This is a genomic window from Desulfogranum marinum (assembly GCF_016918565.1).
In the GTDB taxonomy this organism is placed as follows: Bacteria; Desulfobacterota; Desulfobulbia; order Desulfobulbales; family Desulfobulbaceae; genus Desulfogranum; species Desulfogranum marinum.
Genome location: NZ_JAFFQD010000037.1, coordinates 1 through 25,775 on the forward strand (window position 1 = coordinate 1; position 25,775 = coordinate 25,775).

Here is a 25,775-nt window from a genome sequence, read left to right on the forward strand (position 1 = left end):
TGAAAAAATAACAGCGTCGCTTCGCTCCGACCACCTGGCCAGTTTCACTGGAATAGGTGGCCGGAATCACGTGGACTGACTGGCCGGTTTCGACTGGAATGGGTGGCCGGATTCAGTGGAATACGCAGCTATCTACGATTGAATGAAGGTAGAGGGTATTGGAAGTAAAGATGTGAAGGGCAAATGGCTATACTGGGTTGATCACAGTATAGCCATTTTTTTATGGCCTTGGCAGGCAGCAGTTTAAATCTCTCCCCCCCCTCTAATAGTTCGGGGGTGATAATTGGCTGAGTGTTATATAATCAGGCCTTGTTAAGGCTCTGGTTTGATGGTTTGGACGAGGTATGGTTTTGCCTAAAATGAATCTAGCGCTTTTTTCTGCTTTTTGAGCTTGTCGTCAACGGGGTTGATGAGCCCGTATTTTTTTATTTTTCTTCGCAGGGTATCCTTGGATATTTTGAGCTCATCACAAGTGCGCATTTTGCGCCATTTGTTTCGGTCTAAAGCGATAATGATCGCTTGCTTTTCGATTTCCTCCAGTGATTGTGCGTTGCTATTGCTTGCTTTCCCTGTTGTTTGTGCCTCCGGCGCGGTAGAAAACGGCTCCGGCAGGTGATGTGATTGTATATAGCCACCCTCGCAGAGGATGAACGAATATTCAACAATGTTTTCAAGCTCTCGGATGTTGCCGGGGTAATCGTAGCGCATAAGGATGGATAAGGCGCCGCTGGACATGCCAACTATATCCTTGCCCTGCTCTGCGCTGTATTTTCTGATAAAATGATCAATGAGTAAGGGGATATCTTCCTTGCGATCGCGTAGTGGCGGTAAATTGATCTTGACTACGTTGAGTCGGTAAAAAAGGTCGTCACGAAAGAGCCCCTCTCTCACCAGGCTCTGTAAGTCGCGATTGGTTGCGGTGATGATTCGTACGTCGGCCTTGACCGGAGTATTAGAACCAAGGGGTTCGTATATCTTTTCTTGGAGCACTCTAAGCAATTTTACCTGGACGCTTGTTGGGATATCTCCTATTTCGTCCAGAAAAAGAGTGCCGCCCTCAGCTGCTGCAAATCTTCCCGCCTTATCTTTGCGCGCGTCGGTGAAGGCCCCGGCTTTATATCCGAACAGTTCTGATTCAAGCAGTGTTTCCGGCAGTGCTCCACAGTTTACAACGATAAAAGGTTTTTCTCTTCGTGAGCTTGCATTGAACAGGGCTCTGGCTATAAGTTCTTTGCCTGTCCCACTTTCTCCCAGGATGAGCACGGTGCTTGGGCTGCGGGCGATGTCCGGCATGATGTTGAAAAGCCGTTGCATCGCCTTGGATTTGGAGATAATTTCGTCAAAGGTATATTTCTGTTTGAGCTGATTTCTCAGGGCAGTGATGGTGGTCAGGTCGCGAAATGTTTCAACTCCACCGATAATGTTGCCTTCATGGTCAGTGAGGGGGGCAGCGCTAATGCTTATCGGGATTTTTTCTCCAGCTTTGTTAAGGATGGTAATGGAGCGGTTAGAGGCGGCCTTGCCTGTGTAGAGGCTCTCCGCAATGGCACAGTTTTTTCCACATATGGATGAGTGGAATATGTCGGAGCAGGATTTCCCCATGGCATCTTCTTTATCCCAGCCGGTGATCTCCTCGGCTGCGCTATTAAATGAGGTGATTTTCCAGTTCCGGTCAACTGTAAAGACCCCGTCTGCGACAGAATCAAGGATGAGGCTTTCCCTTATGGACGAGGTGTTGTCGCGGAACGTTTCAATTCCACCTATAATATTACCAAAATCATCAAGAAGAGGAGAGGAGCTGATGGTAACCGGGATAGAGTTACCTGCTTTGCCTTTGATGAAAATGGACCGGTCTATAAAAGAGTTATTGAGGTCAATCGCCTTCTGCAGCAGGCAGGCTGAACCGCAAACACTGGAGTGAAAGATGGTATGGCAGGGTTTGCCGATTACCTCTTCTCTGGTCCATCCTGTAATTCCTTCCGCTGCAGCATTGAAGGACGTGATGAGGCGGTTTTTATCGATGGTAAAGACTCCATCGGCAACCGAAGACAGGATCAAGTCGCTGTATAGCTCGTCTGTGCAGTCGTGGAAGGTCTGTACTCCGCCAATGACCAACCCGTTTTGGTCAAACAGCGGGGAGGATTTAAGTGAAAGTGGAAAGGACTTGCCGTCTTTTCTGGGCATGGAAACCGTGTGTACTGCTATGGGGCGCTCTTCTGTAATTGATCGTTGAATCAGACAGCTGTTGCCGCAGATTTCCGGCGGAAAGACCTGGTTACATTTTTTACCGATGACTTCTTCACGGCTCCAGCCTGTGAGCTTTTCTGCGCTGCTGTTGAATGTCGTAATTTCAAGTTGTTTGTTGACGGTTAACACGCCTTCTTCGACCGAGTTGAGAAGGAGCTGATGATGAACGGACTGATTGGTGATGTCCAAGGTGAGCAGGGTGTTGCCCGGCTTATTGGTTGCACCGTGCAGTGGTATGATAGAGGTAAGAACCGTTTGTGCCGGTGCGCCAAGTTCGGTGCCGGCAAGCAGTATCGAATGTTTTGAAATGGGGTGCCCGTTTTCTGTCTGTTGTATCAGGTTGTCCAGTGAGGATGTCTCTTTGTGTTGTGGAAATAGTTCATCGAGGTTTTTCCCCTGCATTTCAGCTATTTTTTTGCTGGTGAGCTGTTCGGCGTCCTTGTTGGCACTGATCACCCGGCGCTGTTTGTCGAGAATAAAAACAGCTAAAGGGGAATGTAGGTTTTCAAGTGATTGCGACATATTTTTTATGTGCCTCGCGTGCGACGTTCTGGGAGTGCTGAATGGTTGTGAGTGGCTTGCTTGCAAATTGTGCGCTGCTGCAAAGTCCTTCAATAATATTCATCTTTCTTTTTGCGGTCAATGGGATTGCATCTCCGGGTGCGGAAAGCGTTGAAGCTTTTACAGGGTAGGACTACCACCTTGTTCGCTATGAGATCTCTTGCCTTTTTCGTGTTTTTAGGTATATTGGCCGTTTTATTTCTCTGCTTTTTGCGGAGGTTTAGACTTAAATATACTTTTTTAAGCGTTACACATTGTAGTATAGTGTATCTTGAAATGCGGTTCTTTCGTCAAGGTAAAGGCACATGGGTAATTTTATCATAGGCATGTAGTTAATATTCCGAGTGTAAAATTTTACTCGTAATGAGGAAAGCGAGCATCGTGATACCTCGCCGGGTTGGAAGAAAGGGTCAAATTATAAATGAGTTAGCCTACAGTGGCTTAACGTCTTTTCTCATATTTTTATTGGGGGCGTGTAATGAATGTCGATGAACTTGAAAAAATGGAAAATGAAGGGGTGGAGAGGCTGCCTTCATTGGAGCGTAGAACTTTTCTCCGTGCCGGTTTAGCGGTTACCGGGCTTTTTATGGGTGGCACTGTGCTGTCGCTAACCTCGGCGGAAAAAGTACTGGGAGCTATTGGAGGGCAGGAGACGGTCGCTAAATATCCATATAGCCCTCATTACAGTATGGTCATGCGTCAGAATCTTTGTGTTGACTGTCAGCTTTGTATGGAAGCCTGTGTGCGTACAAATCATGTCCCTTCCTATGGATACAGGACCACTATTCTCGAACGCTATCGAAAGACAGGGCCGTCCAGTCAAGAGCGCATATTTACACCGGTTCTTTGTAACCAGTGTAATCGTCCGCCCTGTGTGCGGGTTTGCCCCACTGTGGCGACCTACAAGGACAAAACAACCGGCATTATCATGATGGATGAAAAGAAATGTATTGGCTGTAAAACATGTATGGCGGCTTGTCCATACAATGCCCGTTATTTTAACGAGGAAACACGGGCTGTGGATAAATGTAATTTTTGTTATGATACCCGCCTCTCAAAAGGGTTGAAAGATACTGCCTGTGTGGAAGCCTGTCCGGCTGGGGTCAGGGTATTCGGGGATTTGAGCGATCCCGCCAGCGAAGTGTATAGCCTGGTGCATAAGCCTGGAACAGTTGTCTGGGTGCTCCGGCCTGAAACCGGTGCTTTGCCGAATGTATTTTATATGAACGCCTAACCCATAAAAGGAGGGATACGATGAAGATGGCATTAAAGTTGGCAGCAGTTCTGGGGGTAGCGATAGTGGCTGGTGGGTTTGTGTTGGACAGGGCTGCGCAAGCCACGGCCGAACCGGAAAAGCAACCTGCTGAAGATAAGGTGCTTCATGCATACGGCGACACACTGATCTTGAAAAAAGAACCAGTTGGAGGGATGTTTAGTCACAAGTCCCATGTCATAGAATATGAGTTTTCTTGCGATACCTGTCATCCTGATCTTTTTGAAAGAAAGCGCGGTGCAGCAAAGGCTAGTGGTGATTACAATCATCCCTCTATGGAAGAAGGGATGTATTGTGGCGCATGCCATGATGGTGATACGGCATTTGACACTGTGGAAGAAGGTAACTGTATTTCGTGCCATGGAAGCGATATGGTAGAACCGGAAACAATAGTTTTTGTTAAACCGGTAAAAGCGGTTATTTTCAACCATACGGAACATACGGAAATGGGCTTTGACTGCGCAAGTTGTCATGATGAACTTTTTGAGATGAGAGTCGGCGCCGCTGAAGAAAAGCCTGAGGAGTTTACCATGGCTGCTCTGTACGATGGAAAATATTGCGGTGCCTGTCACAATGGGGACGATGCCTTTGCCTCGGATACACTCTGTACCACCTGTCATATCGGGGTGCAGGGCTTTGAGCGGATCCATGGCGGCGAAGGAAAAGCAGCTGCCGAGGAGCATTGATAAGGCGCTGCAGTTATGCGTATATGTCGGATTTGAAAAAGCTATACCGGAAGCATAATGCTTCCGGTATAGCTTTTTCTGTAAGTGCAAAATATATTTTAATTTACCGCTATCGTTATCCTATAAGTTGTAAATAGTAAAACAACGGTAGATCCTTTTCGAAATTTTTCATTTCTTCTGTTTTTTCCTTCTTTAAACGTGCTGGTGCCGTTCCGGTACCCTTTTTTCACCCTCCCTGTTGTTCCTTCCTTGCTGTAAATTAGCCCCTTTTTCTAGAAATGTTACAGATTAATCAAGTGGTTATGCTTTAACGTGGCGTGGTTTTGTCAAGTGTTACCGTGGTAACCCTCAGTTTTTTGCTTAGGACCTATTTGTCCTCTGTAAAGAAAAAAACGGCTGTGAGGTAACGTGTTGTTGGTGAGAGAATTTGTTTTTTGGGCGTATAATGCGCTCTTTTGATGCGCAGTAGCTTTTAACATTTTGTAATATCGTTTTTTTTAAGATTGTCGTGTGCCGGTGTTCACCACTGGTTCGGCTGTGAGCAAGTTAGTGGTTTTATGAATAGCTATCTTTTTTTTGTTCTTTTTTTAGATAGTTAACTGCTTATTGGTCGGTTTTAGAGCTAAGAGGGGTGCTAGGGTTTATTTTGAGCTATGGGCATTGTCTTAAGGGGCTCGTTGTGCGCCATGAAAGTAATATATCTATAAATTGTGACTGCCTGGAAAGTGTATAAGTTTTCATTTGTATGACTTTATAGTTACCTTTTTACAGGGAGTTAGTATTTTTTTTGGTCCTCTGTGCAGCAGAAGTGTGGTTTTGGCACAGCCCTTGCGATAGTAAGGGTAAAGATTCGCAACCACCTGCGAACAACGAGAAAGAGGAAGACGATGAATACTCTCCAGCAAAGCCCGATGAAAGAGATCAATAATGATGGCGGTCATTTTTTGATCACTTGGCTCAAAGCCCATAAGGGCCAAATTGGTGAATGGTTTTGGTTTAGCCTTTCTTTTCTGCTTTTTCTTGCTCTAGGACCTTTTTCCGCGATAGTTGCCTTGATCGGATTGAAGTCCCTGGCCAGTGAAGAACATCGGCAGAAAATGGTTGAACCGGCTCGGTTATAGAAAAAAATTGTACAAAAAGATGAGGAGGTACACAATGGTAAACAGTTTCCCTTTTGCAGCCACTGCAGAACCCGAAGTGGCGAGTCCGTCAGTAAATTATTTGTCCGGAGCTTTCGCTCTTTTGCTTTTTGTTGGCGTGCTAACCGGACTATATGGATTTTTTGTCGGTCACGAACATGTCTATAATGTAAGTCGCGAAGTGCCATGGGGCTTGCTTATATCCACATATGCCTTTTTTGCAATTACTTCTACCGGGCTCTGCCTGTTGGCAGCAATCAGCCATGTTTTTGGCGGTAATAAGTTGGCGCCATTGGCAAACAGGATGGTCTGGATTTCGCTCGTTACCATTGTGAGCGCCTTCGTTGTGATTGGCATGGAAATAGCCAACCCTTGGCGGATGGTGATTTATAATGTTATCTCTCCCAATATAACCTCTAATATTTGGTGGATGGGTACTCTTTATGGTATGGCTTTGGGGTTTATCCTTCTTGAGTTCTGGCTCATTCTTAATAAGCAGTATAAGTTAGCTTTATTCTTAGGAATTCTTGGGGGACTTGCAGAAGTTGCTGCCAATACCTGTCTTGGCGGTGTGTTTGCGACACTCGCTGCCCGTCCTTTCTGGTATGGAGCACAATTGCCTGTTTATTTTCTTGCCTGTGCGTTCCTCTCAGGTTCAGCTGCAGCCATTATCTTTACACATTTTGCTTATGCAATCCGGAATAAACGGATGGAAGACTGTGTTTTTGAAGGTGTACAGGCTGCCGGTAAAGTGCTGCTGCTTATGCTGATTTTAGTAAGTGTGTCCACCTTCTGGAAAATGGCCTCCTTTTATGTTGGTGGATCTTCAGCTGGTAGAACCGCTGCCGATGCCCTGTATACCGGGCCGTTGTCCACTAATTTTTGGATGCTTGAAGTTGGTGTTGGGCTGATTGCTCCGATCCTTTTGCTCAGTTTAACAAGAATGAAAAGTCTGATGGCGCTGACTGCATCCGGTCTGATGGCCCTTGTTGGAATGTTTATTGGGCGCTTGAATATGGTAACTGCAGGGCAGATAGTACCGCAGCTTGCAGAATTTGATGGCAACGCTCCTCTGTATATTGACTACGTTCCTTCCGGTCCTGAATGGATTGTAGCCATGGCTGGTATTGGTCTGACCGGCATGCTTTTTCTCCAGGGTGAACGGTTCTTCGGTAAGCGATTTTCCGGGCAGGACAGTCACTGATTTCTTAAGCAATATCAGAGAATGCGGTCATAGTCTTCAAGGCTCTGGCCGCATCATCAAAAGAGGCATGAGATGATTGACGAGAAAAAGGCAATCTTCACCATAGGCGTTGCAGCTCAGATGCTTTCTGTTCATCCTAGGACACTGAGGATATATGAGGAAGAGGGGCTGGTAACTCCGATGCGCAAGGGTAAGTGGCGTTACTACACAATGAATGACATAAAGTGGATAGAATGCCTGAGAGAAATGATCCACGAGCATGGTGTGTCTATTGCTGCTGTGAAAAAATTGCTGCAATATACACCCTGCTGGAATATTACTGATTGCCCTTTTGAAAAGCGGAAACAGTGCACGGCTTTTATGTCAAACGGCCTTATTCCGAAAAAGATTGATAAACAAAAGTCCAAAAAAGTACAAAATTTGCAGTAGATGAAAACTATCACCGTCCTTAACGGTGCAGCTAGCCCGCTTTGAAGTCTATCTTCAGGGTGGGCTTTTTTTTTGTTCATCAGTCGTCAGGCGGCATACAGGTGCGGGGAGATGAGTTGTGTTTGATAGGCAGGCAGAAGCAGCCCGTTACGAACTCAAAGACGGCTAAGCAAAATTCAGGTATGTAGGTCGCGAAGACTCCGGGTAGCGAAGACCGAGTGTGCCAAGTGTCATGAAGAACTCCATGACTTTGTGGTCATAGGGTGGAATGCCGTCATATTTGGCGTCTATGAAAAATAGAATAGTACCGAAATGTAGCAGTGCCATGGGAAATGAGACCGGAGGCAAAGATAATCCACAGTACCGGCCATATCGGATTAATAGTTGAATGGTGCAGTATCCCTAGAATCAATATTTTGATTATGATCAGGAAACCACGATTTTGAAAAATCCATTTTCCGTTACTGTAAATGTCAGCGCCCATCATGAGCAGTCCACTTGCTGCGGTTGCTATGTACCATGGAGTCAAAAGTGGTGCTGCCACGTCAAAATAAAGCCCCCCTGTATAGACCGCCATGCCACAGAGATGAAGGCTTCTGAAGATAACATTACCCCAGCGTTTACCGGGGAAACCTCTCGATTCTTCAGGGAAAAAAATATTGGACAGACGCATTGTTGAATAAGTGTATGGTGTGAATAGGAGGAACTGCGGCCTCGGAGTATAGAGGAATAAACAGCAATCGATATACCCGCATAGGTCGTTATGCGTCAACTGCTTTTTGCGTCATCGCTCAAGTTGATAGACGTGTAAAAGCTCCCCCTGTGTGAGGGCGGATAGGAGTAGCGTATATCCACCATTACCAGGTTTTGAATACACAGTGAGTGTGCTTTTTTTAATTACCCTGCACGCTGGACGGATTAAAACTGAAAAGAGTAAAGGTGAACTGTTTGCGTATTACAAATGGTGTAAAAACAATACCACGCTGGTAAATGTTGGGTGGCAATGATCTCTAAGCTGCATTATATGTTGTTAGCAATAAAAGAAAACAGCGAGAGAAGAACTCGCTGGTCACTGTTTTAGCGTGGTATCCGGTTTTTCCGCGGTGATTGAAGGTTGTGCCGATTACCGGGGCAGGGGGAGACTCGCTTTTTATAAATATCCTTATGGGTCGTCTTTATGAAACTTTTTTTAACGTCTGTTTCTTGCTTGGCGGTTAGCTGCTGCGTAGTGCTGTCAAGTGCTGCCTCGCCCCTTGGTTCTCCTCGTCCGGAAGCCCAGGCGAATTTTCAACAATTGCTCAAAACAAAAAGTTGTCCAGGCTGTGATCTCGCCGGTGCAACAATGATTCGTTTGGACCTGCATGGAGCAAATCTCGAGGGCGCCAATCTTGCCGGAGCTAAATTGTTTCTCGCGGATCTGTCCGGTGCAAATTTGAAAAATGCGAATTTGCAGGGCGCATCTCTTGGCGGGGCTGATTTGGCCGATGCCGATCTTCGAGGTGCCAATTTGACTGGCGCTGTTCTCGAAGGTGCCTTTCTTGAGACAGCAAAAATTAACGGCGACTTTATCACTCGGCCGCCTGTTGAGGAGGAAGCATTTTCAGGCTCAGGGGAAAAGGTATATGTGCCGACAGAAGATCAGTCTAAACAGGTGCCTTATACTCATGATGTGGCAGTCGGAGAAAGGCAGGATTTAGAGTCACCTCCTCCTGTTATTCAAAATGAGGATCCAGCGGTTAGCGAACAAACTGTGACGTCCAGCACGTCAACTCCTTCTTCTCAACCGATACAACGTTCCGAACCGTCTGTTACGCCAAAGGTCACATCCAAAAAGATGGTACCTATGGCTGAGGCAGTGGTTTCAGAGTCGGAAATTCAGTCAGTGGAAAGTGTTCCGCCTGTACAGGAACTGTCTGAGCAGAGCAAGAAAGTGGAATCGCCAAAAGAGTTACCGGTCATTGAGCCGGTGGCCGAAAGAGACGTGATTGAAAAACAGGCGGTGAAGCCATTAGAGGCGACAACTGTAGCCCAAGTAGAAAAAGAGAGTGTCGCTGACCAGGCCGATAATGCGTCGCTCCCACAAACCGTCAATGATTTTGCGGACAAAATTGAGGAAGCAGATGTCCGCGAGGGAGATATACAGGTAGATAAGCCCTCTGCAGTTGGAGAGGATATCGTGACAGGGTCGATAGCCGGTGCAGGGACACTCCAAGCTGTTGCAGTGCCAGAGGGTGCCCCGCCGGTAAAGCCTTCCGGAGAGCTTGACGGCAGCATACCCAAGGAAGCATCATTGGCTGAGGTCGCGACAGCATCTGCTCAAAAAACAGAAATCGCCCCTCCTGCTCTTCCGCAAGATGAACCTGTGTCCGTCAAGGAAGTCGTAACCGCGCAAAAGCCGGAGGAAGAGGTGGAGGCGGATCAGAATGTTTCGTCTATGATTGCCCAAATTGAAGATAATGCCCAGCAACAGACTGAAGCAATTACATCGCCAATGTACACTGTTGAAACGCCTGAGCAGGCCGTTGCCAGGCAGGAACTCATCCTTGAAAAACTGTTCGATAACCAGCGCTGCGTTGGTTGTGATTTGTCAGGGATGGACCTTGCCGGAGAAAATTTTAAAAAGATTGATCTTGAGCGGGTCAACTTTGAAGAGTGTAATTTACAAGGGGCTGATTTTGAAGAAGCTAATTTAAAGGGAGCTAATTTTCGCGGTGCTGATTTGCAAAACGCCGATTTTAGTGAAGCCGATATCTACCGTGCCGATTTTACCAACGCCAACTTAACCGGCGCACGCTTTGATCAGACACTCATGGATTCTGCAGATTTCACAGGAGCCAAGGGACTGGTGCTCGGAGATGAGAATACGGTAGAATGAGACAAATCGTATTATCCCCTCTATTATTCTTGACAAAGAGCACGTGATTCGTTAAAAAGCGTGGTTTAAATTTAATTATTTCATCTGAGATGTACACTATAAAGAGTTAGGAGTAATTCATGGCCAATCATAAGTCCGCCCTCAAGAGAGACCGTCAGTCAAAAGTTCGTCGTCTGCGTAACCGCATGAACAAATCTACAATGAAAACTGCTATTCGCAAGGTAGAGGAAGCTCTTGTTGCCGGATCAGAAGAACAAGCCAAGGAAGCTCTGCAGGTTGCCATTCCGGTAATCCAGAAAACAGCGGCCAAAGGTACTATTCACAAAAACAATGCATCGAGAAAGGTTTCTCGTCTTACTAGACGAGTAAACAAAATGCAGCCACTTGGATAAGGTGGAAACTGTAAAACCCTCTGCATAGTTTTGAGATGATTTAAAGCCATGGAAGCAGTTTGCTTCCATGGCTTTTTTTGTTGTATGCACTGTTCTTTACCGTCGGTTATACATTGTATAATTGGTGGTAGTTGCCTGCTCAATAAAGAACTGTTGTTTCCTTTTTTAGAAATCACGAGATACCTGTATCATGTATTTTCCAGAGCAAAAAGATTTTGTTCGCTTGATGGGGCAAGCCGGGCTTGTACCTGTATATAAAACCATTGTTGCCGACCTTGATACTCCTTTGACCATTTTTGCCAAAGTAGCCGGTAAAGATGAACATGCCTTTCTTTTTGAGTCGATGGAAGGAGGGGAAAAGTGGGGACGGTTTTCTTTTATAGGCATGGATCCGTTGGTGACCTTTGAAAGCCTTCGCGATTCAGTGAGCTATATCTATCCGGATAGCGCTGAGAAAAACAGCGTTAAAAAAGGGGTGAACCCACTTGACGAACTGCGGCAGTTAATTGGTTCTTTTGACGTGGTTGATGCTCCAGGACTTCCAAAGTTTTACGGTGGCGCGGTAGGTTTTCTTGGGTATGATATGGTTCGATTTGTGGAAGACATCCCGGATTGTCACCCGCCCTCAAACGTCCCAGACAGTTCGTTCCAGATACCTGGTATGGTGCTTATCCATGATGCTGTACAGCAAACCCTGACCATTGTGTGTAACTTGTGGAAGGGGAACGGGAAAACAGCAGAAGAGTTGTATCAGGATGGTTGTCGGCGAATCGATCAGATTATTAAAAAGATCAAAAATCCTGTGCCGGTTGATGTGGTTGACCAGAAGCAGCCGGTTGAGCCACATACGTTTGTCTCCAACATGGATGCTGTCACTTTCGGTGGTATGGTCGAGCAGGCCAAGGAATATATTCTTGCCGGTGACATTATTCAGGTTGTTTTGTCACAGCGATTTCATGCGCAGTCCAGCCTGAATCCATTTAATCTCTATCGAGCCTTACGCCATATCAACCCCAGTCCCTACCTCTTTTATTTACGAACCGGCAATATGGTGCTCATCGGATCTTCTCCGGAGATTCTTGTTCGTCTCGAAAATGATGATATAGAATTACGACCCATTGCAGGGACCAGGAAGCGAGGGGCAACCAAAGAGGAAGACCTGGCGCTGGAAAGAGAACTGCTTGCTGATCCCAAAGAGTGTGCCGAGCACCTCATGCTGGTTGATCTCGGCCGTAATGATGTCGGACGAGTGGCTGAATATGGGTCTGTGTCGGTCAAGGATTTGCTGGTTGTCGAGCGATACAGTCATGTGATGCATATTGTTTCCGGTGTGCACGGCAAACTTGCCCAAGGAAAAGACCAGTTTGATGTGCTTAAAGCCTGTTTTCCTGCCGGGACGGTGAGCGGTGCACCCAAGATAAGGGCAATGGAGATTATTGATGAGCTGGAAACCGAGCGCAGAGGTCCTTATGCGGGCGCTGTCGGTTATTTCGGTTTTTCCGGCAATATGGATTTTTGTATAACCATTCGCACCTTTGTTTTTCGAGATGATAATCTATGGATTCAGGCAGGTGCCGGTATTGTAGCTGATTCCGACCCGGTCAAGGAACATGAGGAAACCATTAACAAGTCCATGGGGCTGCGTCGGGCAGTAGAACTGGCTGAAAAGGGATTTTAACCGTGATTGTTATAATTGATAACTACGATTCTTTTACCTATAATATCGTTCAAACCTTGACGACCGCTCCGCCGGATGCATCTGTATCATGGCAGGCTCCGGAAATAAAAGTCTTTCGTAACGATAAGATCAGTGTCGACGAGATCAAAGCGCTGCAGCCCGAGCGCTTACTGGTCTCACCCGGCCCTAAAAATCCTAAGCAAGCTGGTATCTCCATGGAAGCTATCAAGGCCTTCTGCGGCAGGATACCCATCCTTGGCGTTTGTCTTGGGCACCAGTCTATTGGAGAGGCATTTGGCGGACAGGTGGTGCGTGCCCAGCGGCTGATGCATGGCAAAACAAGCCCTATGCATCACGATAATCGTGGAGTATTTACCGGGCTGGAAAATCCTTTTCAGGGCATGCGGTATCATTCCCTGATTGTTGACGAGCAAAGCCTGCCTGATTGCCTTATGGCTACCGCCCATAGCGATCAGGGAGAACTCATGGGCATCCGGCACAGAGAATTTGCCATCGAAGGGGTACAGTTTCATCCCGAATCCATAATGACTGGAGGGCAGGGGTTGCAGCTACTGCATACCTTTTTACGTCCAGACTATGAACAATTACTCAGGTAGATTAGGCGCATTCCAACAAAGTAACTAATGGTCAAGCTATGATAAAAAAGGCTATCAGCAAAATTGTTGATAAAATTGATCTCTCCGAACAGGAGATGATCATGGTTATGGAAGAAATTATGGGCGGAGAAGCAACTGAGGCCCAGATTGGCAGCTTTATCACCGCCCTGCGGATGAAAGGCGAAACCATTGACGAAATAGTCGGTGCTGTCAAGGTTATGCGCGATAAGGCAACTTTTGTTGATACCGGCGTGGATACCAGCTCCGGCAATCTGTTGATGGATATTGTGGGAACCGGCGGAGACGGTTCAGGGAGTTTTAATGTTTCCACCACCACCAGCTTTGTGGTTGCTGCGGCAGGCATACCTGTTGCCAAGCATGGAAACAGAGCGGTGTCGTCAAGCTGTGGCAGTGCCGATGTGCTTGAGGCCCTTGGCGTCGATCTGTCCATGAGCCCGGAAGCGGTTGGCCGATGTGTGAGTTCTGTTGGCATCGGGTTTCTTTTTGCTCCCATGCTCCATCGCGCAATGAAGTATGCCATTAACCCTCGCCGGGAGATAGGCATCCGGACCATTTTTAATATTTTAGGACCACTTACCAATCCTGCCGGGGCAAATGTGCAGCTCACCGGTGTTTTTGCCAAAGAACTGACCTCGATACTTGCCGAAGTACTTGTTCGACTGGGGATGCAGCGTACCTTGGTAGTGTGGGGCGAAGGCAATATAGACGAATTGACCATCAGCGGGACTTCATATATTGCCGACGGGCATGGTGGGGGTGTTGCAACAATGGCTGTAACCCCTGAACAATTCGGTCTCAAAAGGGCCGAAATGGATGCCGTGCGAGGCGGCAGCACTGCAGAAGAATCTGCAGAGCAGGTTCGTTCTGTCCTCAAAGGCACTGCCGGGCCAAAGCTCGATATGGTTTTGCTCAACGCTGGAGCAGCGCTTATGGCTGCAGGCCAAGTGGACAATATGCAGCAGGGCGTTGACAGAGCTAGAGATATCATTTTGTCAGGCGCTGCCCTTAAAAAACTCGATCAACTGGTTGCCTTTTGCGACCATTAATACTATTCGTTAATCATGATACTTGACACAATTGTTGCTAGAAAAAAGGAAGAAGTAGCAGAGTTGTACCGAAAAGGAGTGATGTCACCTCCTGAAGATCTTGATCCACCACGTGGTTTTATCGATGCTCTTCAAAATGCCTCCGGTGTGGCAATTATTGCCGAGGCCAAAAAGGCCTCCCCTTCCAAGGGGGTTATCCAGCCTGTTTTCGACCCCATGGCCATTGCTACCCACTATCAAGCCAATGGCGCGCACGCAATATCAGTATTAACCGACGTGGACTTTTTTCAGGGCGCACTGGCCTATATTCCTTTGGTGCGCAATGTGGTTGATCTGCCTGTGCTGCGTAAGGATTTTATCATAGATCCCATGCAGATTAGCGAGGCACGCATGGTCGGAGCCGATGCAATCCTTTTGATTGCAGCGATCCTGGAAACAGAACAGCTGCGCGAGTACCGGTTGATTGCGGAAGGTTTCAATATGGATGTACTGGTCGAAGTGCATGATGAAAAAGAACTGGAATCTGCGCTTGCTGCAGAGAGTAAATTGATCGGCATTAATAATCGCAACCTTAATGATTTTTCCGTAAATCTTGATACCACCTTTCGGCTGCTGGAGTTGATTCCGGATTCTATCCCGGTGGTCAGTGAATCCGGAATTGCCACTGTTGAAGATATGCGGCGTTTAAAAGAACATGGCGTGACAGCAGCGCTCATCGGCGAGAGTCTTATGCGTAGTGGAACAGATGGGAGCCTGCTCAAGGAGCTTGCATCACTATGATACATCAGCAAAGATTCAGGATTAAAATATGTGGTACCACCAGGTATGACGATGCTGTTACAGCCGTGCAGGCAGGCGTTGATGCTTTGGGCTTTATCTTTTTTGAGTCCAGCCCGCGGCATATAGATCCGGAAGAGGCAAAATTAATCATAGAACAGCTTCCCCCTTTTGTTGATATAGTAGGGGTTTTTGTTGATAAAAAAAGAAAGGAAGTCGAGGAGATTATCGATTACTGCCGTCTTGATTACGTGCAACTCCATGGAACTGAGTCCCCAAAATATTGCGAACGGTTGACCAGGATAGCTGCCCCGTGTGAGGTGATCAAGGCTTTTCGAGTAGGCCCGCAATTAACGGCAGAAAGAATTGAACCCTATAAGCCCCATGTAAAAGGTTTTCTGCTGGATACCTATAACAAAAATGCTGTGGGGGGAACTGGCGAAGTTTTTGACTGGTCGATGATTGACAAGCTGTACCTGCAAAAGCCCTATCTCCTGGCAGGCGGTCTTGATGTTGATAATATTACCCAGGCCCTGGAGAGTGTCTGCCCTTACGGGATAGACGCTAATTCGGGCCTTGAAAAAGAGCCCGGCAGAAAAGATCATAATCTTGTCAGAGCCTTTGTGAGAAAGGTTCGAAATTATGAATACTCGCTTTTCGCCAACACGGTATAAGGTGTTTTCATTAACGGGCAAGCACTAACGCATCCGGAAATCCGTTTTGTTCCAAATGTTTTTCATACACCTTAACCTTTGCAAGTGAAGTTCCGGCAAAGACCATAACTCGGTAGAGTTGCATTCCCGCTGCCGGGTATTGCTGTATGGTCACATTGCGCCCTTTAAGGGCAAAATTCTTGGCCAGCTTTCTTGCGTTTTCCAGCTCTATAAAAGCGCCCACCTGTACGTAAAAATTACCCTGGTCGAACTTGTTGGCAACAAGAGGCTGCAGCTCTCTTTTGCTTTGCTCATCCTGATGCTGCGGCTGCGCTGGTTGTGGCTGCTCATCACTAAGAGCGACTATTCTTACCCTTGCCGTGCCGTTTTTTATCATCCCCAGTGACTCGGCACCTGTATAAGTAAGGTCGATAATTCTGTTTTTGACAAAAGGGCCTCTGTCGTTTACCCGAGCGACAATTTGCTTATTGTTTTCAAGGTTGGTTACCAGGAGCATGGTTCCCATGGGCAGGGTCTTGTGGGCGGCTGTCTCGGCATACATGTCGTAGGTCTCACCGTTGGCTGTCTTCCGGCCATGGAACTTCTTTCCATACCAGGAGGCTTTTCCCTGTTCACTATATCCTTCAGCAGAAGGAATGGGGTAATACCTGATGCCGTTTATGACGTAGGGTCGCTGGGTAGGCTTGCTATACGTTTTTTTGTTTTCCTGTTTATGCCCTTGCTTTTGCGGGGAATAGGTTGGTGTCTTAGAGCTGCAGCCAAAGGTGAGCACACCAAGAAAAAGACAGACTGCAAAAGAAAAGGTATATGAAAATTCGGTACGTTTCATTGTGTTTAGCTGTCAGGAGGTATGTCGGGAAGAAGATGCCGAAAGCGATCTTTGTAGTATAAACCAGCCTTGCCTGTGGTATGGGGTGTATAGGGCAACAATCCTTTGCCAGGTCCTTTTTCATTGTCAAAGACGAGCTCATCATCTTCTGTGACCATGGAAAGGCGAAGATCGAGTACAGGACGAAATACCCTGATTCTGCCGTCAATATCTATATCAATAATCATCTGTTCCCACCTGCGTTGGGTAAAGCCTTTGTACCATATTCCGGAACGTAGTTCGCCGGTAATACCATCACGCATGGCAAGGGGGTATTCCTCGTCATCACTGTAAAGATTATGCTCAAGCAGGGTTTCTACCTCTTCGCTGCCTTGGACTGTTAAACGTTCCCATATGTCATAGTCTTCTGATTCGGAACGGAACAGGTGGGTGGTCTGGTCATTAAAGCTCCACTGTGCATGGCAGACCTGGCAATTCACTTTGTCTGCGTATTGTGCATGGACAGGATTGCGGAGCGTTGGCACAGAGTGCTGTTTGTTAGAAGTTGTTCCCGTTAATATCAGGGCCTCACCTTGTTGCTCAAGATGGAGAGAGGGAGGCACCGGCAAGCCGGGCTGCCACCCGTGGCAGGTGGTGCAGCGAACGCGTTCCTGTCTGCCATGGCCGCTCATTGGGTGGCAATCTATGCAGACCAGTCCTTTCTGCTGGTGGATGTCAGGAGCCAGGTTAAGTTGCTCCACGCCATAAGGCCGTAAAAAAGGATTACGGGTGGCATAGGGTGTTCTGTATTCCCAGTTATAATCGTTTTCAAATTTTCCATAGTAATCACTGCCCACATAGTTCCCATAATGGCAACTCAAGCAATTGTGATCCGCAGGTTTGGTAAATGTGTGAGAAGTGAGTGTGGTGTTATTAAAAGAGAGGTGGCAGGCAGCGCAGCCCGTGCCGTGCGAAACATAAGGATACGGATCACCGGAAGAATATACATGGCAGCGAAGACAGCGTCTGCGAAGCATGTCATCACCAAGTTCCACCACGGTGGAAATATTCTCCGGAACAGGTACGGCGGTAAGCGTTGCAAGCTCGTCCTGTGCTCCAAGGTGAGTCCGGATTGTGTTTATCTTGTTGCGCAGCGTAAAATGAATGCTTGCTTGAGCTTGCTGCACCTCTTGTGCATGGCAATTACCGCAGGTTTGCGCCATGGTAGAAGGATGAGCAGGGTGCGCGATCAGCCCTTGATGGGCCTGGCTTTCGTCTGCGACCGTATTGTCACCCTTATGGCACTGGGTACAGGGAAAAGAGTGGTTGCTATCAAGTGCAACCTCTGGATGGCAACTTTTGCACCCTGGCTGAAGTACAGGCTGTATACGATTAGTAGTAGAGGAAGACGCAGGCATTTCAGCTTGCTCTTCGGTGCGGCATCCAGCGACCACGAAAAAAATGATGAGGAGAATGGTAAAATAACTTTTCATAAACTTGACACCTTACCATAAAATTGCTACATCAATAAACCTCAAAATTCCTATGGTAATTTTCATATTCTACATGGGAGCCGATATAGCTCAGCTTGGTAGAGCGGCTGATTCGTAATCAGTAGGTCTCCGGTTCAAGTCCGGATATCGGCTCCATTATTTTAAGCACTTAGCCTTTTTTGGTTAGGTGCTTTTCTTTTTGGTGACACCCTCAGCGGAGAGCATTCCTTTACTTAAAGGATGGTTCTTCAATTTGCACTCCCCAGTTTTGGTGAAAAGACTGCATGCACAAGGCTCTGTTATTAAACTGAAGTTCTCAGGAGTCTGTCGGTTTCATAACGTCCTATAATTATAAAATAACCGCGCAGATGATCAAAGTTTATTTTTTGTAAAACCGTTAAGACCGTTTTTGTTAACGGAACGGTCCTGGCTTCATATTTGGCGACATATAGTATGAGCAAACGACGATCAAAATCTATCCGCTCCCACCGTAACCCTGCCGGGTCGCTGGGGCATATAGCTGTCTGGGATAAAACCAAAACGTAGGGAAAGGCTATTTTATTACGGCTCACAAACATTCTTTAAGTAACAGTACAGTTTCATCTTCTTTCAGAAAAAGTATTCTGCCCTTTGGAACATTCTGACGCTCAATGGATTTAACAGGGTTTTCTAATGGGAGTTCCCATTCTTTACGGGCCTTGGTGAATAAGTGAGAAAGGAGCGCTAGTTCTAGTCGAACAGCGTATGCGGATACATTTTCTAAACGTCTATTCTCGATATTTTGAAACAACAGACGCGGTGATTTCAGGCAACAATGTATTCCTGCCAAAATTTTCTTTTAGAATTTTTGCAATTCTTCTTTCTCGCTCTTGTGTGGTCAGAGCTTTTTGAGGGGGTAATTGTCTTGAGGTATTTATCCAGTGCATCATTAAAAGTTATTTGAGCATGGCGAGGATCTTTAAATCTATTATTTTTTATCTCAGTTTCGACTTCACCAGCCCATGTTCGTGCTTCACCCTTTGTGTCGAAGGATCTGGTAATGGATTTTTCCCCTTTAAGGTGAATAGTCACGGAGTATGATATTTTTTTCTTTCTTTTTCCTGCGACAATCCTGGCCGTTTTTTTCTCAATTTTATCCCGCAAAATAGAGTAAAAAAGAGCAGAAAAAAGCAAAGTAAAATTAAAGAGAGGTGTGATGTGAAAAAGAAAAGGGTTAAAAAGCTGCTTAATTTTAGCTTTTTAACCCTTTTTGTGTTTGGTGCCCGGAGCGAGAATCGAACTCGCACAGTCATACGACCGAGGGATTTTAAGTGTGTTGTTTGTTTGTTTATAACTACATGAAAAATATATACTAAATTTTGAGGTATATCTTTTTTGCTCCATTTTTGCTCCATTTGAATAAGCAGGAAGTTTTGCTAGGTTGATAACCCAATCTGGGGTAGAGAACGATTTCTTTCCCAAATGGTTGCAGCCGATTCGTAAACCAAGCATTATCATATTGAATAATTTGATTTTGAACACGTGAGGACAAATCAGGAAAACCTAAGAAGGTCCAACATGGGTGGTAAGTTTGAATTATATACAGACAAGAGTGGTCCGTTTCGGTTTCGTTTGAAAGCAGGTAATGGAGAAAATATAGGTGCTTCTGAAGCGTATACTACGAAAGCTGCTGCTCAGAAGGGTATTGAATAGGTCAAGAAAAATGCGGCAGAAGAAGACCTGTATGAATTTAAAGAGGGCAAAAACGGTAAAATTTATTTCAATCTAAAAGCCAAAAATCATCAAGCTATTCTCAGCTCACAGAGGTATGCGTCAGCTAGTGGAGCAAAGTCAGGGGCTAAGGCGGTTGAGAAAGCTGCTCCAGCTGCTCAGGTGTTTGAGATTTAGCCATCCCCAATCAACAACAGGGCGTTAATGATTACCTTAAATCCCAAATTTACCATTACCAATAGGATGACCGCGGCGATCACGCACATTGAACGGGCGCGCGGTTTTCTGGAGGCAGCCCGGCTGTCAGATGACTGGGTGCGGGATATGGGTAGCAAGGCACTCATCAAGGAGGCACATCACACGACCCACATTGAAGGGACCCACCTGACGCTGGATCAGGCCGAACGTTTGTGGAAAGGTGAAGTGGTGCCGGAAGCTGATCCAGATGATACCCGGGAACTGCTCAATTATCGTTTCGCCTTTGATTTTGTCTCTCAATGTCTGGACAGCGGTGATCCGATCACGGAAGGACTAATTCGGGAAATACACCGCAAGTTGGTGGAAGGTGTTCGCGGTGGCAAAGCCGACCCAGGCAATTATCGGCGATTTCAGAACTATGTAGCCAACTCGACTACCGGTGAAGTTATCTACACTCCGCCATCTGCCATTGAAATACCGATCATGATGTCAGAAATGGTCAAATGGTTGAACTGTGACCTGGATATCCATCCTGTACTGGTAAGCGGCATTGCTCAGTTTCAACTGGTGCATATTCATCCTTTTCTCGACGGCAACGGCCGCGTGTCTCGCTTGCTTTCCACCCTCTGCCTCTATAAGGCTGGATACGACTTCAAGCGACTGTTCACCATCAGCGAATATTATGATCGCGATCGCCCAACATTTTACAGATCGATTCAGAGTGTGCGTGAAAATAATATGGATATGACCGGCTGGCTCGATTACTTCATTACTGGCTTAGAAATCCAGATGATCGAAGTCAAAAAGCGTGGTGAGCAGGTCATCCGCCGGGATGTTATGGTACAAAAACACAGCTTAAATGACCGCCAAAGCAAAGCTTGTGGCTTCCTACTGGAGCATAAGAAACTAACCATTCAGGATTATGAAAAACTCTGCCCGGAGGTAAACCGTCGTAGCCTACAGCGTGATTTGAAGGCGATGCAGGACAAAGAAATTGTAAAATCCGCAGGAGCAACGAACCAGCTTATCTATACGCTTCGAAGTTGAACTTGCGACATGTTGTGACAATAACTTGCGACAAACTCGCGACACATCTTACGACATGGGCCTATACACTGCTGTAATACAAAAACCTTCTTTTTTTTGCTGCGTGAGCACCGGTTGTTAATTGAATTTGCCAATATAAGACCGCATTTTCTTTTTTGAAATCTAGGATTACAGGTAGGTGAATTTGAAAGAGGGGATGCTATTTTTTCATGCAGCTGTTTTCTCATGAAAATTTCATGTCCTTACTTCCCCCTGGGGAGCCTTAACCGCTTTGAGCTCCTCAGGTGTATAGTATCGAAAGTCAACCTTCTTACTGAGCTCTTTGGTTAATTCAGAAAACTCCATCGTAATCTCCCGGGCCTTTTCCATCAGCTCGGCACCTTCCTCATACGAAATTCCACCGGGTTCGCCCAATCGTCCTTTAAAATTCGCATATGCCTGGTCAAATTGCCGCAACACGTTGAACATTATACTGCCCAAGGGGGAATTGATTTTAATCACCCTTGCCCCTCTTTCTTTGGCCATATTGACCTTTTTTTCAAAGATCTCTTCCCTGGTTAATTTGGCCCGCTTTTTTACTGGTGTAGTAGTATTCCCCTCTCTATTGGACTGGTCTTTTTGGTTTGTCATGTTTTTCCTTGTTGGTTTTGGTTTCATTTGATTTTTTTCATATTTTGTTGAGCCTTACGTTGCCGCCATCGATCCAGTAAATACGCTACAATATAGGGCGCAATAGCTGCTAAACACATTCCGATCGCAATCTCTGTAGCCAGAGGTACCAACCGTGGAACAATGGCCATATAGCCATAGTACATTTTTTCTGGATTACTGAATTTCTGAGCAACAGCCCACACATAGCCAGGAGTGCTCAACTTGAACAAGATCTGGTAGAACACATAGATCAGAAATCCTTTGAGGAGTAAAATCACTCCCCTACCAATAAACAGCGAATTAATGGCTCTTCTGGTGATATTACCGACGTAATACCGACTGATATAGACACACAGAAACGTATTGATAACCAAAGCAAGATAGGGGACCAGGGTGACCATTGCCTTAACAAAGGGATCAGATGTATCGAGGACAAAAGGAAGTAGGTAAAAGGAAAAAACAGGGAAAAGCAGGATAATGAAAAGGCCTTCATTAAACCCACTGCGCATGCCGATTCTAAAGAGATCAAGCGACCCCTCAAGCGTCAAGAAATCAGCTGGAATGTCCTGCCCCTGGCTCTCTATCACATGAAATTGCTGAATCTCAGATATGGCACTGATAATATTGCGTGGCCGATAGCCACCACTGCCGCCAAGAGGGATAATGGTTGTATTGGTGCTATAATCGCCTTTTCCCGGCATCGCGTCACCTATTGATCACCTTGATACATTGCAACTGAACTAAAATTTTTGATGATCCCTTTTTTTTCGCTCTCCATGGCAGCAAGAGAACCAAATGGCTCCGCCAAAAAGGGCGTGTAATAGCCTTTCATGGTTGTTTTTCCGTTGTTGATGTTGATTGTGAAATACCCACCAAAATAGCCCTCTTTCATCAAATCCGTCGCAATTACTCCGCGTTGCCGAAATTGTTCAACGATAGCTTGGAGAATGACCTGCATGGTCTTGTCTTTTTCGCCCATGGTCGCAATATCCATTGCGCCGGCACGTTCAGCCATTTTTCGTGCTATTTCTTCCATGGCTTTAGGCTGGCAATAGACAAAGCTATCAGGCATGGAAAAGGCTTTAAACCGCCTTCCCTGGACCTGATTAATGTATGGTTTGAGTGCATCAAGAAACCGCTCTGCATCAAACCAGCTGGAGATATTTATCGTTTGCTTACTATGTGCAACTTTTCCACTGGAACGTGCGGCACACCTCTCTTCGCCGTAAATATCGGTATCGGCTTGTCGTGCAAGAGCGTTTTGGGGCGTAACTGAGGGGCAAGGCAATGATTGCTTGTCTTCCGCTGGTTTGAAATATTGGGCAGCTACCGCATGGCCAGCAGTTTCGTTTGCATGCGGTTCCTCTTCTGGCTGCACAGCAACAGCCTGTTCAAGCTCCTGCTGTCTGGCCTTTTGGTCTGCTTTCTTCAGGGTTTTGCCTAACAGACCTTCCGGCCGCATGTGATGTTGTTTGATTGCTCGTGTGATTTCTTCTTTACGGGAGATGGTTGTGAACAGTTCAATCTCAGCCAACACTCGGCCTGCAGCAAGGGGATGCTCACCAAGGCTGTAGAGATGGGTATGATTGGAGGGGAGTTTACCTAGGTCATGGCCTAAAGCTGCTACCATGGCATCGGGTATGACGTGCTGTGCTTCTGCCTCTACCAAGAGGGCAACAGTGTGCTCACCAACATGCAGGGTGTGATCGAGCAGACTGGTTCTGCCAAGCATGGCATAGGTATTGGTGTCCCAGGATGCTTCCACGTCATTGGCAGGATTCACAACCGATGGACAGGGATCTTCCTGCTCAAGCATCCGCAGAAGTTGATAACAGATCTCTATATGGGCTTCAGCCGTGTTAAACCAGGGCTGGTTGACAATATAGGCCTCAAACCACTGCTGGACACCGGTATAGGCAAACACATACTCTGATTTTTCTTTGGCGGTGATAACGCTTTTACGCCATAACGGAGCAATATCCTTAATATGCAGCTGTCCCGTTTGTTGACTGGTGATCCATAGCTGTGCAATAGCACTGAGTGGGATCTGTTGTTGCGCTTTGCGCTTCCTCTTCTTGCCGCCAAAAACAACAACCGTGAAGATGTATATCAGCAGGCTCAGGATGGCTACAACGAACAGGGTGTTGAGGTGCATCATCGGTGGATCACCTCGTTGATGTCAGGAAAAACAACCTTGATGGAGGCGTCTGATACATTTTTGGTTACGCCTCGGTAGATCCCGGAATAGGTGGTGAAAAAGAACTGCCTGGGGGCTAAATTCAACACTTCGGTATGCTTGATCCGGGTTTCTTCTGTCTCCCGGATGGAAAGACCGCCACCTAGGGATATGATCGGGCTGTAGGTGCGTTTTTCGCCTAGATGAGTGGCAACATATTTGGCGGTTTTGGTATCAGGTACGCGCATGAACAGCTTGGTGTTGCAGTTATCAAGGATGGTATTGGCGCGATCCTGGCCTATTTCCGCATATAGCTGACTGATGGATTGACAATAGCCATGAATGAAAATTCCGGCCCCACCGGCCTTTGCGAACAGATCCTCAATGCCATGGTAAAGCACGGATTGGGCCTCATCTATGTGCAGTGCCAACGGCGGGGTCACCTGTTTATCGCTGGAATACCGGCGACCGACAAAGGCCTGGATCATAGAGATGAGGACTTTTCCAGCGGAATAGGCTGCCCTTTTGGTCAACAGCGATCCCAGCTGCACCACCAAAATAACCCCTTTGTTTTGTTCTAATCGTTCAATAAATCGATCCTCTTCCGCATGACCGATAATCTTGCCGATATTGCCGGAGGTAAGTTCCGTCAGGGCAACCCGCAGCGAGCTGCCTACTTTGGAGTTAAATTCAGCCGGGGTGATCAGGATCTTTGCCAGGTCTCTTGCCAGTTGATCCGCTTCCGGAGTATCGATGTAATCAAGTTTTTCCTTGAGTTCTGCCAGGTTCTCATGGCCGATATTGTTTTTGATGTCACTCAGATTAAAGGAAGGCTCCTGACCGGTGGCTCTGGCAAGCATGATCAGCGATTGCACCACCAAGAGGCTGACCTCGTAGGCCACACTGTAATAATAGGGTTCCCTGCCAACGGTGACGCCGGCGGTAATATGGGCAACTAACTCCTCGACCATGTAATAGGAGGAAAGAGGGTCAAGGGTGGCACTGTACTCAGGAAAAACCGGATTGATGAGCATCAGATCCTCATGCCTGCCGGTCTCAAACGCAACTTGCACGATTTTGGAAAACAGATCTGCATCGCCTTTAGGATCAATGGCCACCACGGAATAGCCTTTGCGGATATCCTGCTCAATGATGTTCTCCATTGCCCTGGTCTTACCAACTCGGGTTGTGCCAAAGCACCAGAAATGCCCTTTGCGATCACTGTCCGGATAACGGATGGGCTGGATGGATTCCGGTGTTTCCAGGTTGATGCCGGTCCCCAAGTCAACCTTGCTTACTATGTTTTTGTTAGGTCTAAAAAGCATACTTTTTTTCTTTTTTTCTTTTTATAATTTTTACTTGTATATGCTCTCCTAACTCCTCTGCGGTTTCGAGGATCGCTTGCTTGGAGACAAATCTGTCTGATTCAACGAAACTTTTTTTGCCGACATAACGGGCCTGGCAGCGGATTTTTGTTTGCCTGTACTTGGGGCTTAACTTGTCTTTGATGAGCAGTTCCACCAAAGCCTTTGATACCCGGTCAACCGTGAATTGTGTCCGTGGCGTGTTGCCAATGAGAATGGACTCGACCCGGCGCAGATGAAAAGCGCGCCTGTCTCCAATCAGTAACTGATGACGTTCATGTTGCCCCAGGTAGGGCAGGGGGCAGTGGGCATAAAGAGGTATGCCAAACTCCATTTCCAGTTCGACGTGCAGTTCTTTTTCGTTGCGGGAGATCACTTTTCCCCACACGATACTTTTTTCCTTCCGCTTGTATGTGCTGACCTCATCCATGCAGGCCGCTGTACTGAGGTTGGTATCGAGTATTCGCTTGATGGTGTTCCAGCCGCGCATGCTTTTCAGATCAATGGGTGTCTGCACAGGGCCGGTGGGATGATCATGATAGCCAATCGCAGAAAGCTGTCCATCGGCAAAGACCACCACCACATTTTTCTGGTGCCAACGTGAGAGCATGGAGGAGAAGGTTCGCTCGATTTCCGCAATCACCTGGCCTCTGCTCAAGCCGTGTTTATCGACAAATGCACGTATGATGTGGTCGTATCCTGTTTCCAT

At 46.7% G+C, this 25,775-nt stretch carries 24 protein-coding genes and 1 tRNA gene; 16 read left to right on the forward strand and 9 right to left on the reverse strand.

Going from position 1 to position 25,775, the window contains the following annotated elements:
• Positions 1-354: 354 nt before the first annotated feature.
• On the reverse strand, positions 355-2,769 hold the full coding sequence (locus JWH17_RS17695) for a sigma 54-interacting transcriptional regulator (protein WP_205223991.1): 2,415 nt from the start codon (positions 2,767-2,769) through the stop codon (positions 355-357).
• A 517-nt stretch (positions 2,770-3,286) separates the two neighbouring features.
• On the opposite strand from JWH17_RS17695, the gene JWH17_RS17700 reads away from it, so the two are divergent.
• The 5 genes from JWH17_RS17700 (at position 3,287) to JWH17_RS17720 (ending at position 7,539) form a co-directional block, all read left to right on the forward strand.
• Positions 3,287-4,042, forward strand: a complete 756-nt coding sequence (locus tag JWH17_RS17700) for a 4Fe-4S dicluster domain-containing protein (RefSeq protein ID WP_205223992.1) — start codon at positions 3,287-3,289, stop codon at positions 4,040-4,042.
• Between the two features lie 20 nt (positions 4,043-4,062).
• Positions 4,063-4,767 carry a c(7)-type cytochrome triheme domain-containing protein gene (locus tag JWH17_RS17705; protein WP_205223993.1) on the forward strand — a complete coding sequence of 235 codons (705 nt, stop codon included), beginning with the start codon at positions 4,063-4,065 and terminating at the stop codon, positions 4,765-4,767.
• A gap of 887 nt (positions 4,768-5,654) precedes the next feature.
• Positions 5,655-5,888: a hypothetical protein gene (locus tag JWH17_RS17710; protein ID WP_205223994.1), complete on the forward strand. Its 234-nt coding sequence runs from the start codon at positions 5,655-5,657 to the stop codon at positions 5,886-5,888.
• A 34-nt stretch (positions 5,889-5,922) separates the two neighbouring features.
• The gene (gene nrfD / locus JWH17_RS17715; RefSeq protein ID WP_205223995.1) at positions 5,923-7,110 is read left to right on the forward strand and encodes an NrfD/PsrC family molybdoenzyme membrane anchor subunit; all 1,188 of its coding nucleotides are present in this window, start codon (positions 5,923-5,925) and stop codon (positions 7,108-7,110) included.
• Between the two features lie 72 nt (positions 7,111-7,182).
• A complete protein-coding gene (locus JWH17_RS17720; protein ID WP_205223996.1) occupies positions 7,183-7,539 on the forward strand; it encodes a MerR family transcriptional regulator in 357 nt (118 codons plus the stop codon).
• Positions 7,540-7,813: 274 nt separating this feature from the next.
• Here JWH17_RS17720 and JWH17_RS17725 read toward each other — a convergent pair whose 3' ends face one another.
• Positions 7,814-8,212, reverse strand: coding sequence for a hypothetical protein (locus JWH17_RS17725; RefSeq protein WP_205223997.1), 399 nt, complete (start codon positions 8,210-8,212; stop codon positions 7,814-7,816).
• Positions 8,213-8,716: 504 nt separating this feature from the next.
• Here JWH17_RS17725 and JWH17_RS17730 point away from each other — a divergent pair.
• From JWH17_RS17730 to JWH17_RS17760, 7 genes are all read left to right on the forward strand, one after another.
• A complete protein-coding gene (locus tag JWH17_RS17730; protein ID WP_205223998.1) occupies positions 8,717-10,414 on the forward strand; it encodes a pentapeptide repeat-containing protein in 1,698 nt (565 codons plus the stop codon).
• A gap of 119 nt (positions 10,415-10,533) precedes the next feature.
• Positions 10,534-10,806 (forward strand): 30S ribosomal protein S20, encoded by a 273-nt coding sequence (rpsT, locus tag JWH17_RS17735; protein ID WP_205223999.1) that lies wholly within the window; start codon positions 10,534-10,536, stop codon positions 10,804-10,806.
• 190 nt (positions 10,807-10,996) lie between these two features.
• The gene (gene trpE, locus JWH17_RS17740; RefSeq protein ID WP_205224000.1) at positions 10,997-12,484 is read left to right on the forward strand and encodes an anthranilate synthase component I; all 1,488 of its coding nucleotides are present in this window, start codon (positions 10,997-10,999) and stop codon (positions 12,482-12,484) included.
• 2 nt (positions 12,485-12,486) lie between these two features.
• Positions 12,487-13,101 (forward strand): anthranilate synthase component II, encoded by a 615-nt coding sequence (locus tag JWH17_RS17745; protein WP_205224001.1) that lies wholly within the window; start codon positions 12,487-12,489, stop codon positions 13,099-13,101.
• Positions 13,102-13,139: 38 nt separating this feature from the next.
• Positions 13,140-14,168 (forward strand): anthranilate phosphoribosyltransferase, encoded by a 1,029-nt coding sequence (trpD, locus tag JWH17_RS17750; RefSeq protein ID WP_205224002.1) that lies wholly within the window; start codon positions 13,140-13,142, stop codon positions 14,166-14,168.
• Positions 14,169-14,183: 15 nt separating this feature from the next.
• Positions 14,184-14,948: an indole-3-glycerol phosphate synthase TrpC gene (gene trpC, locus JWH17_RS17755; RefSeq protein ID WP_205224003.1), complete on the forward strand. Its 765-nt coding sequence runs from the start codon at positions 14,184-14,186 to the stop codon at positions 14,946-14,948.
• Positions 14,945-15,619 carry a phosphoribosylanthranilate isomerase gene (locus tag JWH17_RS17760; protein ID WP_205224004.1) on the forward strand — a complete coding sequence of 225 codons (675 nt, stop codon included), beginning with the start codon at positions 14,945-14,947 and terminating at the stop codon, positions 15,617-15,619. Before trpC ends, JWH17_RS17760 begins: the two co-directional genes overlap by 4 nt.
• 10 nt (positions 15,620-15,629) lie before the next feature.
• On the opposite strand, the gene JWH17_RS24160 is transcribed toward JWH17_RS17760, so the two are convergent.
• Together JWH17_RS24160 and JWH17_RS17770 are read right to left on the reverse strand one after the other, a co-directional pair.
• A complete protein-coding gene (locus JWH17_RS24160) occupies positions 15,630-16,448 on the reverse strand; it encodes a septal ring lytic transglycosylase RlpA family protein (RefSeq protein WP_205224005.1) in 819 nt (272 codons plus the stop codon).
• Between the two features lie 5 nt (positions 16,449-16,453).
• Entirely contained in the window at positions 16,454-17,920 is a 1,467-nt protein-coding gene (locus tag JWH17_RS17770) for a hypothetical protein (protein ID WP_205224006.1), read from the reverse strand.
• 79 nt (positions 17,921-17,999) lie between these two features.
• Here JWH17_RS17770 and JWH17_RS17775 point away from each other — a divergent pair.
• The 4 genes from JWH17_RS17775 (at position 18,000) to JWH17_RS17790 (ending at position 20,875) form a co-directional block, all read left to right on the forward strand.
• Positions 18,000-18,076: transfer RNA gene (locus JWH17_RS17775), tRNA-Thr, on the forward strand.
• 1,401 nt (positions 18,077-19,477) lie between these two features.
• Positions 19,478-19,612 carry a YegP family protein gene (locus JWH17_RS24690; RefSeq protein WP_205224007.1) on the forward strand — a complete coding sequence of 45 codons (135 nt, stop codon included), beginning with the start codon at positions 19,478-19,480 and terminating at the stop codon, positions 19,610-19,612.
• Positions 19,613-19,672: 60 nt separating this feature from the next.
• Positions 19,673-19,807, forward strand: coding sequence for a YegP family protein (locus JWH17_RS24695; RefSeq protein WP_369125066.1), 135 nt, complete (start codon positions 19,673-19,675; stop codon positions 19,805-19,807).
• Between the two features lie 27 nt (positions 19,808-19,834).
• Positions 19,835-20,875 carry a Fic family protein gene (locus tag JWH17_RS17790; RefSeq protein WP_205224008.1) on the forward strand — a complete coding sequence of 347 codons (1,041 nt, stop codon included), beginning with the start codon at positions 19,835-19,837 and terminating at the stop codon, positions 20,873-20,875.
• Positions 20,876-21,109: 234 nt separating this feature from the next.
• Here the strand turns inward: JWH17_RS17790 and JWH17_RS17795 are convergent, their stop codons facing one another.
• Genes JWH17_RS17795 through JWH17_RS17815 form a run of 5 tightly spaced genes read right to left on the reverse strand, consistent with a single transcriptional unit; the run spans position 21,110 to position 25,775 of the window.
• Positions 21,110-21,505, reverse strand: a complete 396-nt coding sequence (locus JWH17_RS17795; RefSeq protein WP_205224009.1) for a recombinase — start codon at positions 21,503-21,505, stop codon at positions 21,110-21,112.
• Between the two features lie 23 nt (positions 21,506-21,528).
• The gene (locus tag JWH17_RS17800; RefSeq protein WP_205224010.1) at positions 21,529-22,227 is read right to left on the reverse strand and encodes a hypothetical protein; all 699 of its coding nucleotides are present in this window, start codon (positions 22,225-22,227) and stop codon (positions 21,529-21,531) included.
• Between the two features lie 8 nt (positions 22,228-22,235).
• Positions 22,236-23,684 carry an HD domain-containing protein gene (locus JWH17_RS17805; protein ID WP_205224011.1) on the reverse strand — a complete coding sequence of 483 codons (1,449 nt, stop codon included), beginning with the start codon at positions 23,682-23,684 and terminating at the stop codon, positions 22,236-22,238.
• On the reverse strand, positions 23,681-25,027 hold the full coding sequence (locus tag JWH17_RS17810) for a type IV secretory system conjugative DNA transfer family protein (protein ID WP_205224012.1): 1,347 nt from the start codon (positions 25,025-25,027) through the stop codon (positions 23,681-23,683). Before JWH17_RS17810 ends, JWH17_RS17805 begins: the two co-directional genes overlap by 4 nt.
• Positions 25,017-25,775, reverse strand: coding sequence for a hypothetical protein (locus JWH17_RS17815; RefSeq protein WP_205224013.1), 759 nt, complete (start codon positions 25,773-25,775; stop codon positions 25,017-25,019). The genes JWH17_RS17810 and JWH17_RS17815 overlap by 11 nt, the downstream gene beginning before the upstream one ends.

What these genes read in the sequence shown, in the direction of transcription:
- JWH17_RS17695 (WP_205223991.1), bottom strand. Translation starts at nt 2,769, where the DNA reads ATGTCGCAATCACTTGAAAACCTACATTCCCCTTTAGCTGTTTTTATT.
- JWH17_RS17700 (WP_205223992.1), top strand. Translation starts at nt 3,287, where the DNA reads ATGAATGTCGATGAACTTGAAAAAATGGAAAATGAAGGGGTGGAGAGG.
- JWH17_RS17705 (WP_205223993.1), top strand. Translation starts at nt 4,063, where the DNA reads ATGAAGATGGCATTAAAGTTGGCAGCAGTTCTGGGGGTAGCGATAGTG.
- JWH17_RS17710 (WP_205223994.1), top strand. Translation starts at nt 5,655, where the DNA reads ATGAATACTCTCCAGCAAAGCCCGATGAAAGAGATCAATAATGATGGC.
- nrfD (WP_205223995.1), top strand. Translation starts at nt 5,923, where the DNA reads ATGGTAAACAGTTTCCCTTTTGCAGCCACTGCAGAACCCGAAGTGGCG.
- JWH17_RS17720 (WP_205223996.1), top strand. Translation starts at nt 7,183, where the DNA reads ATGATTGACGAGAAAAAGGCAATCTTCACCATAGGCGTTGCAGCTCAG.
- JWH17_RS17725 (WP_205223997.1), bottom strand. Translation starts at nt 8,212, where the DNA reads ATGCGTCTGTCCAATATTTTTTTCCCTGAAGAATCGAGAGGTTTCCCC.
- JWH17_RS17730 (WP_205223998.1), top strand. Translation starts at nt 8,717, where the DNA reads ATGAAACTTTTTTTAACGTCTGTTTCTTGCTTGGCGGTTAGCTGCTGC.
- rpsT (WP_205223999.1), top strand. Translation starts at nt 10,534, where the DNA reads ATGGCCAATCATAAGTCCGCCCTCAAGAGAGACCGTCAGTCAAAAGTT.
- trpE (WP_205224000.1), top strand. Translation starts at nt 10,997, where the DNA reads ATGTATTTTCCAGAGCAAAAAGATTTTGTTCGCTTGATGGGGCAAGCC.
- trpD (WP_205224002.1), top strand. Translation starts at nt 13,140, where the DNA reads ATGATAAAAAAGGCTATCAGCAAAATTGTTGATAAAATTGATCTCTCC.
- trpC (WP_205224003.1), top strand. Translation starts at nt 14,184, where the DNA reads ATGATACTTGACACAATTGTTGCTAGAAAAAAGGAAGAAGTAGCAGAG.
- JWH17_RS17760 (WP_205224004.1), top strand. Translation starts at nt 14,945, where the DNA reads ATGATACATCAGCAAAGATTCAGGATTAAAATATGTGGTACCACCAGG.
- JWH17_RS24160 (WP_205224005.1), bottom strand. Translation starts at nt 16,448, where the DNA reads ATGAAACGTACCGAATTTTCATATACCTTTTCTTTTGCAGTCTGTCTT.
- JWH17_RS17770 (WP_205224006.1), bottom strand. Translation starts at nt 17,920, where the DNA reads ATGAAAAGTTATTTTACCATTCTCCTCATCATTTTTTTCGTGGTCGCT.
- JWH17_RS24690 (WP_205224007.1), top strand. Translation starts at nt 19,478, where the DNA reads ATGGGTGGTAAGTTTGAATTATATACAGACAAGAGTGGTCCGTTTCGG.
- JWH17_RS17790 (WP_205224008.1), top strand. Translation starts at nt 19,835, where the DNA reads ATGATTACCTTAAATCCCAAATTTACCATTACCAATAGGATGACCGCG.
- JWH17_RS17795 (WP_205224009.1), bottom strand. Translation starts at nt 21,505, where the DNA reads ATGACAAACCAAAAAGACCAGTCCAATAGAGAGGGGAATACTACTACA.
- JWH17_RS17800 (WP_205224010.1), bottom strand. Translation starts at nt 22,227, where the DNA reads ATGCCGGGAAAAGGCGATTATAGCACCAATACAACCATTATCCCTCTT.
- JWH17_RS17805 (WP_205224011.1), bottom strand. Translation starts at nt 23,684, where the DNA reads ATGATGCACCTCAACACCCTGTTCGTTGTAGCCATCCTGAGCCTGCTG.
- JWH17_RS17810 (WP_205224012.1), bottom strand. Translation starts at nt 25,027, where the DNA reads ATGCTTTTTAGACCTAACAAAAACATAGTAAGCAAGGTTGACTTGGGG.
- JWH17_RS17815 (WP_205224013.1), bottom strand. Translation starts at nt 25,775, where the DNA reads ATGGAAACAGGATACGACCACATCATACGTGCATTTGTCGATAAACAC.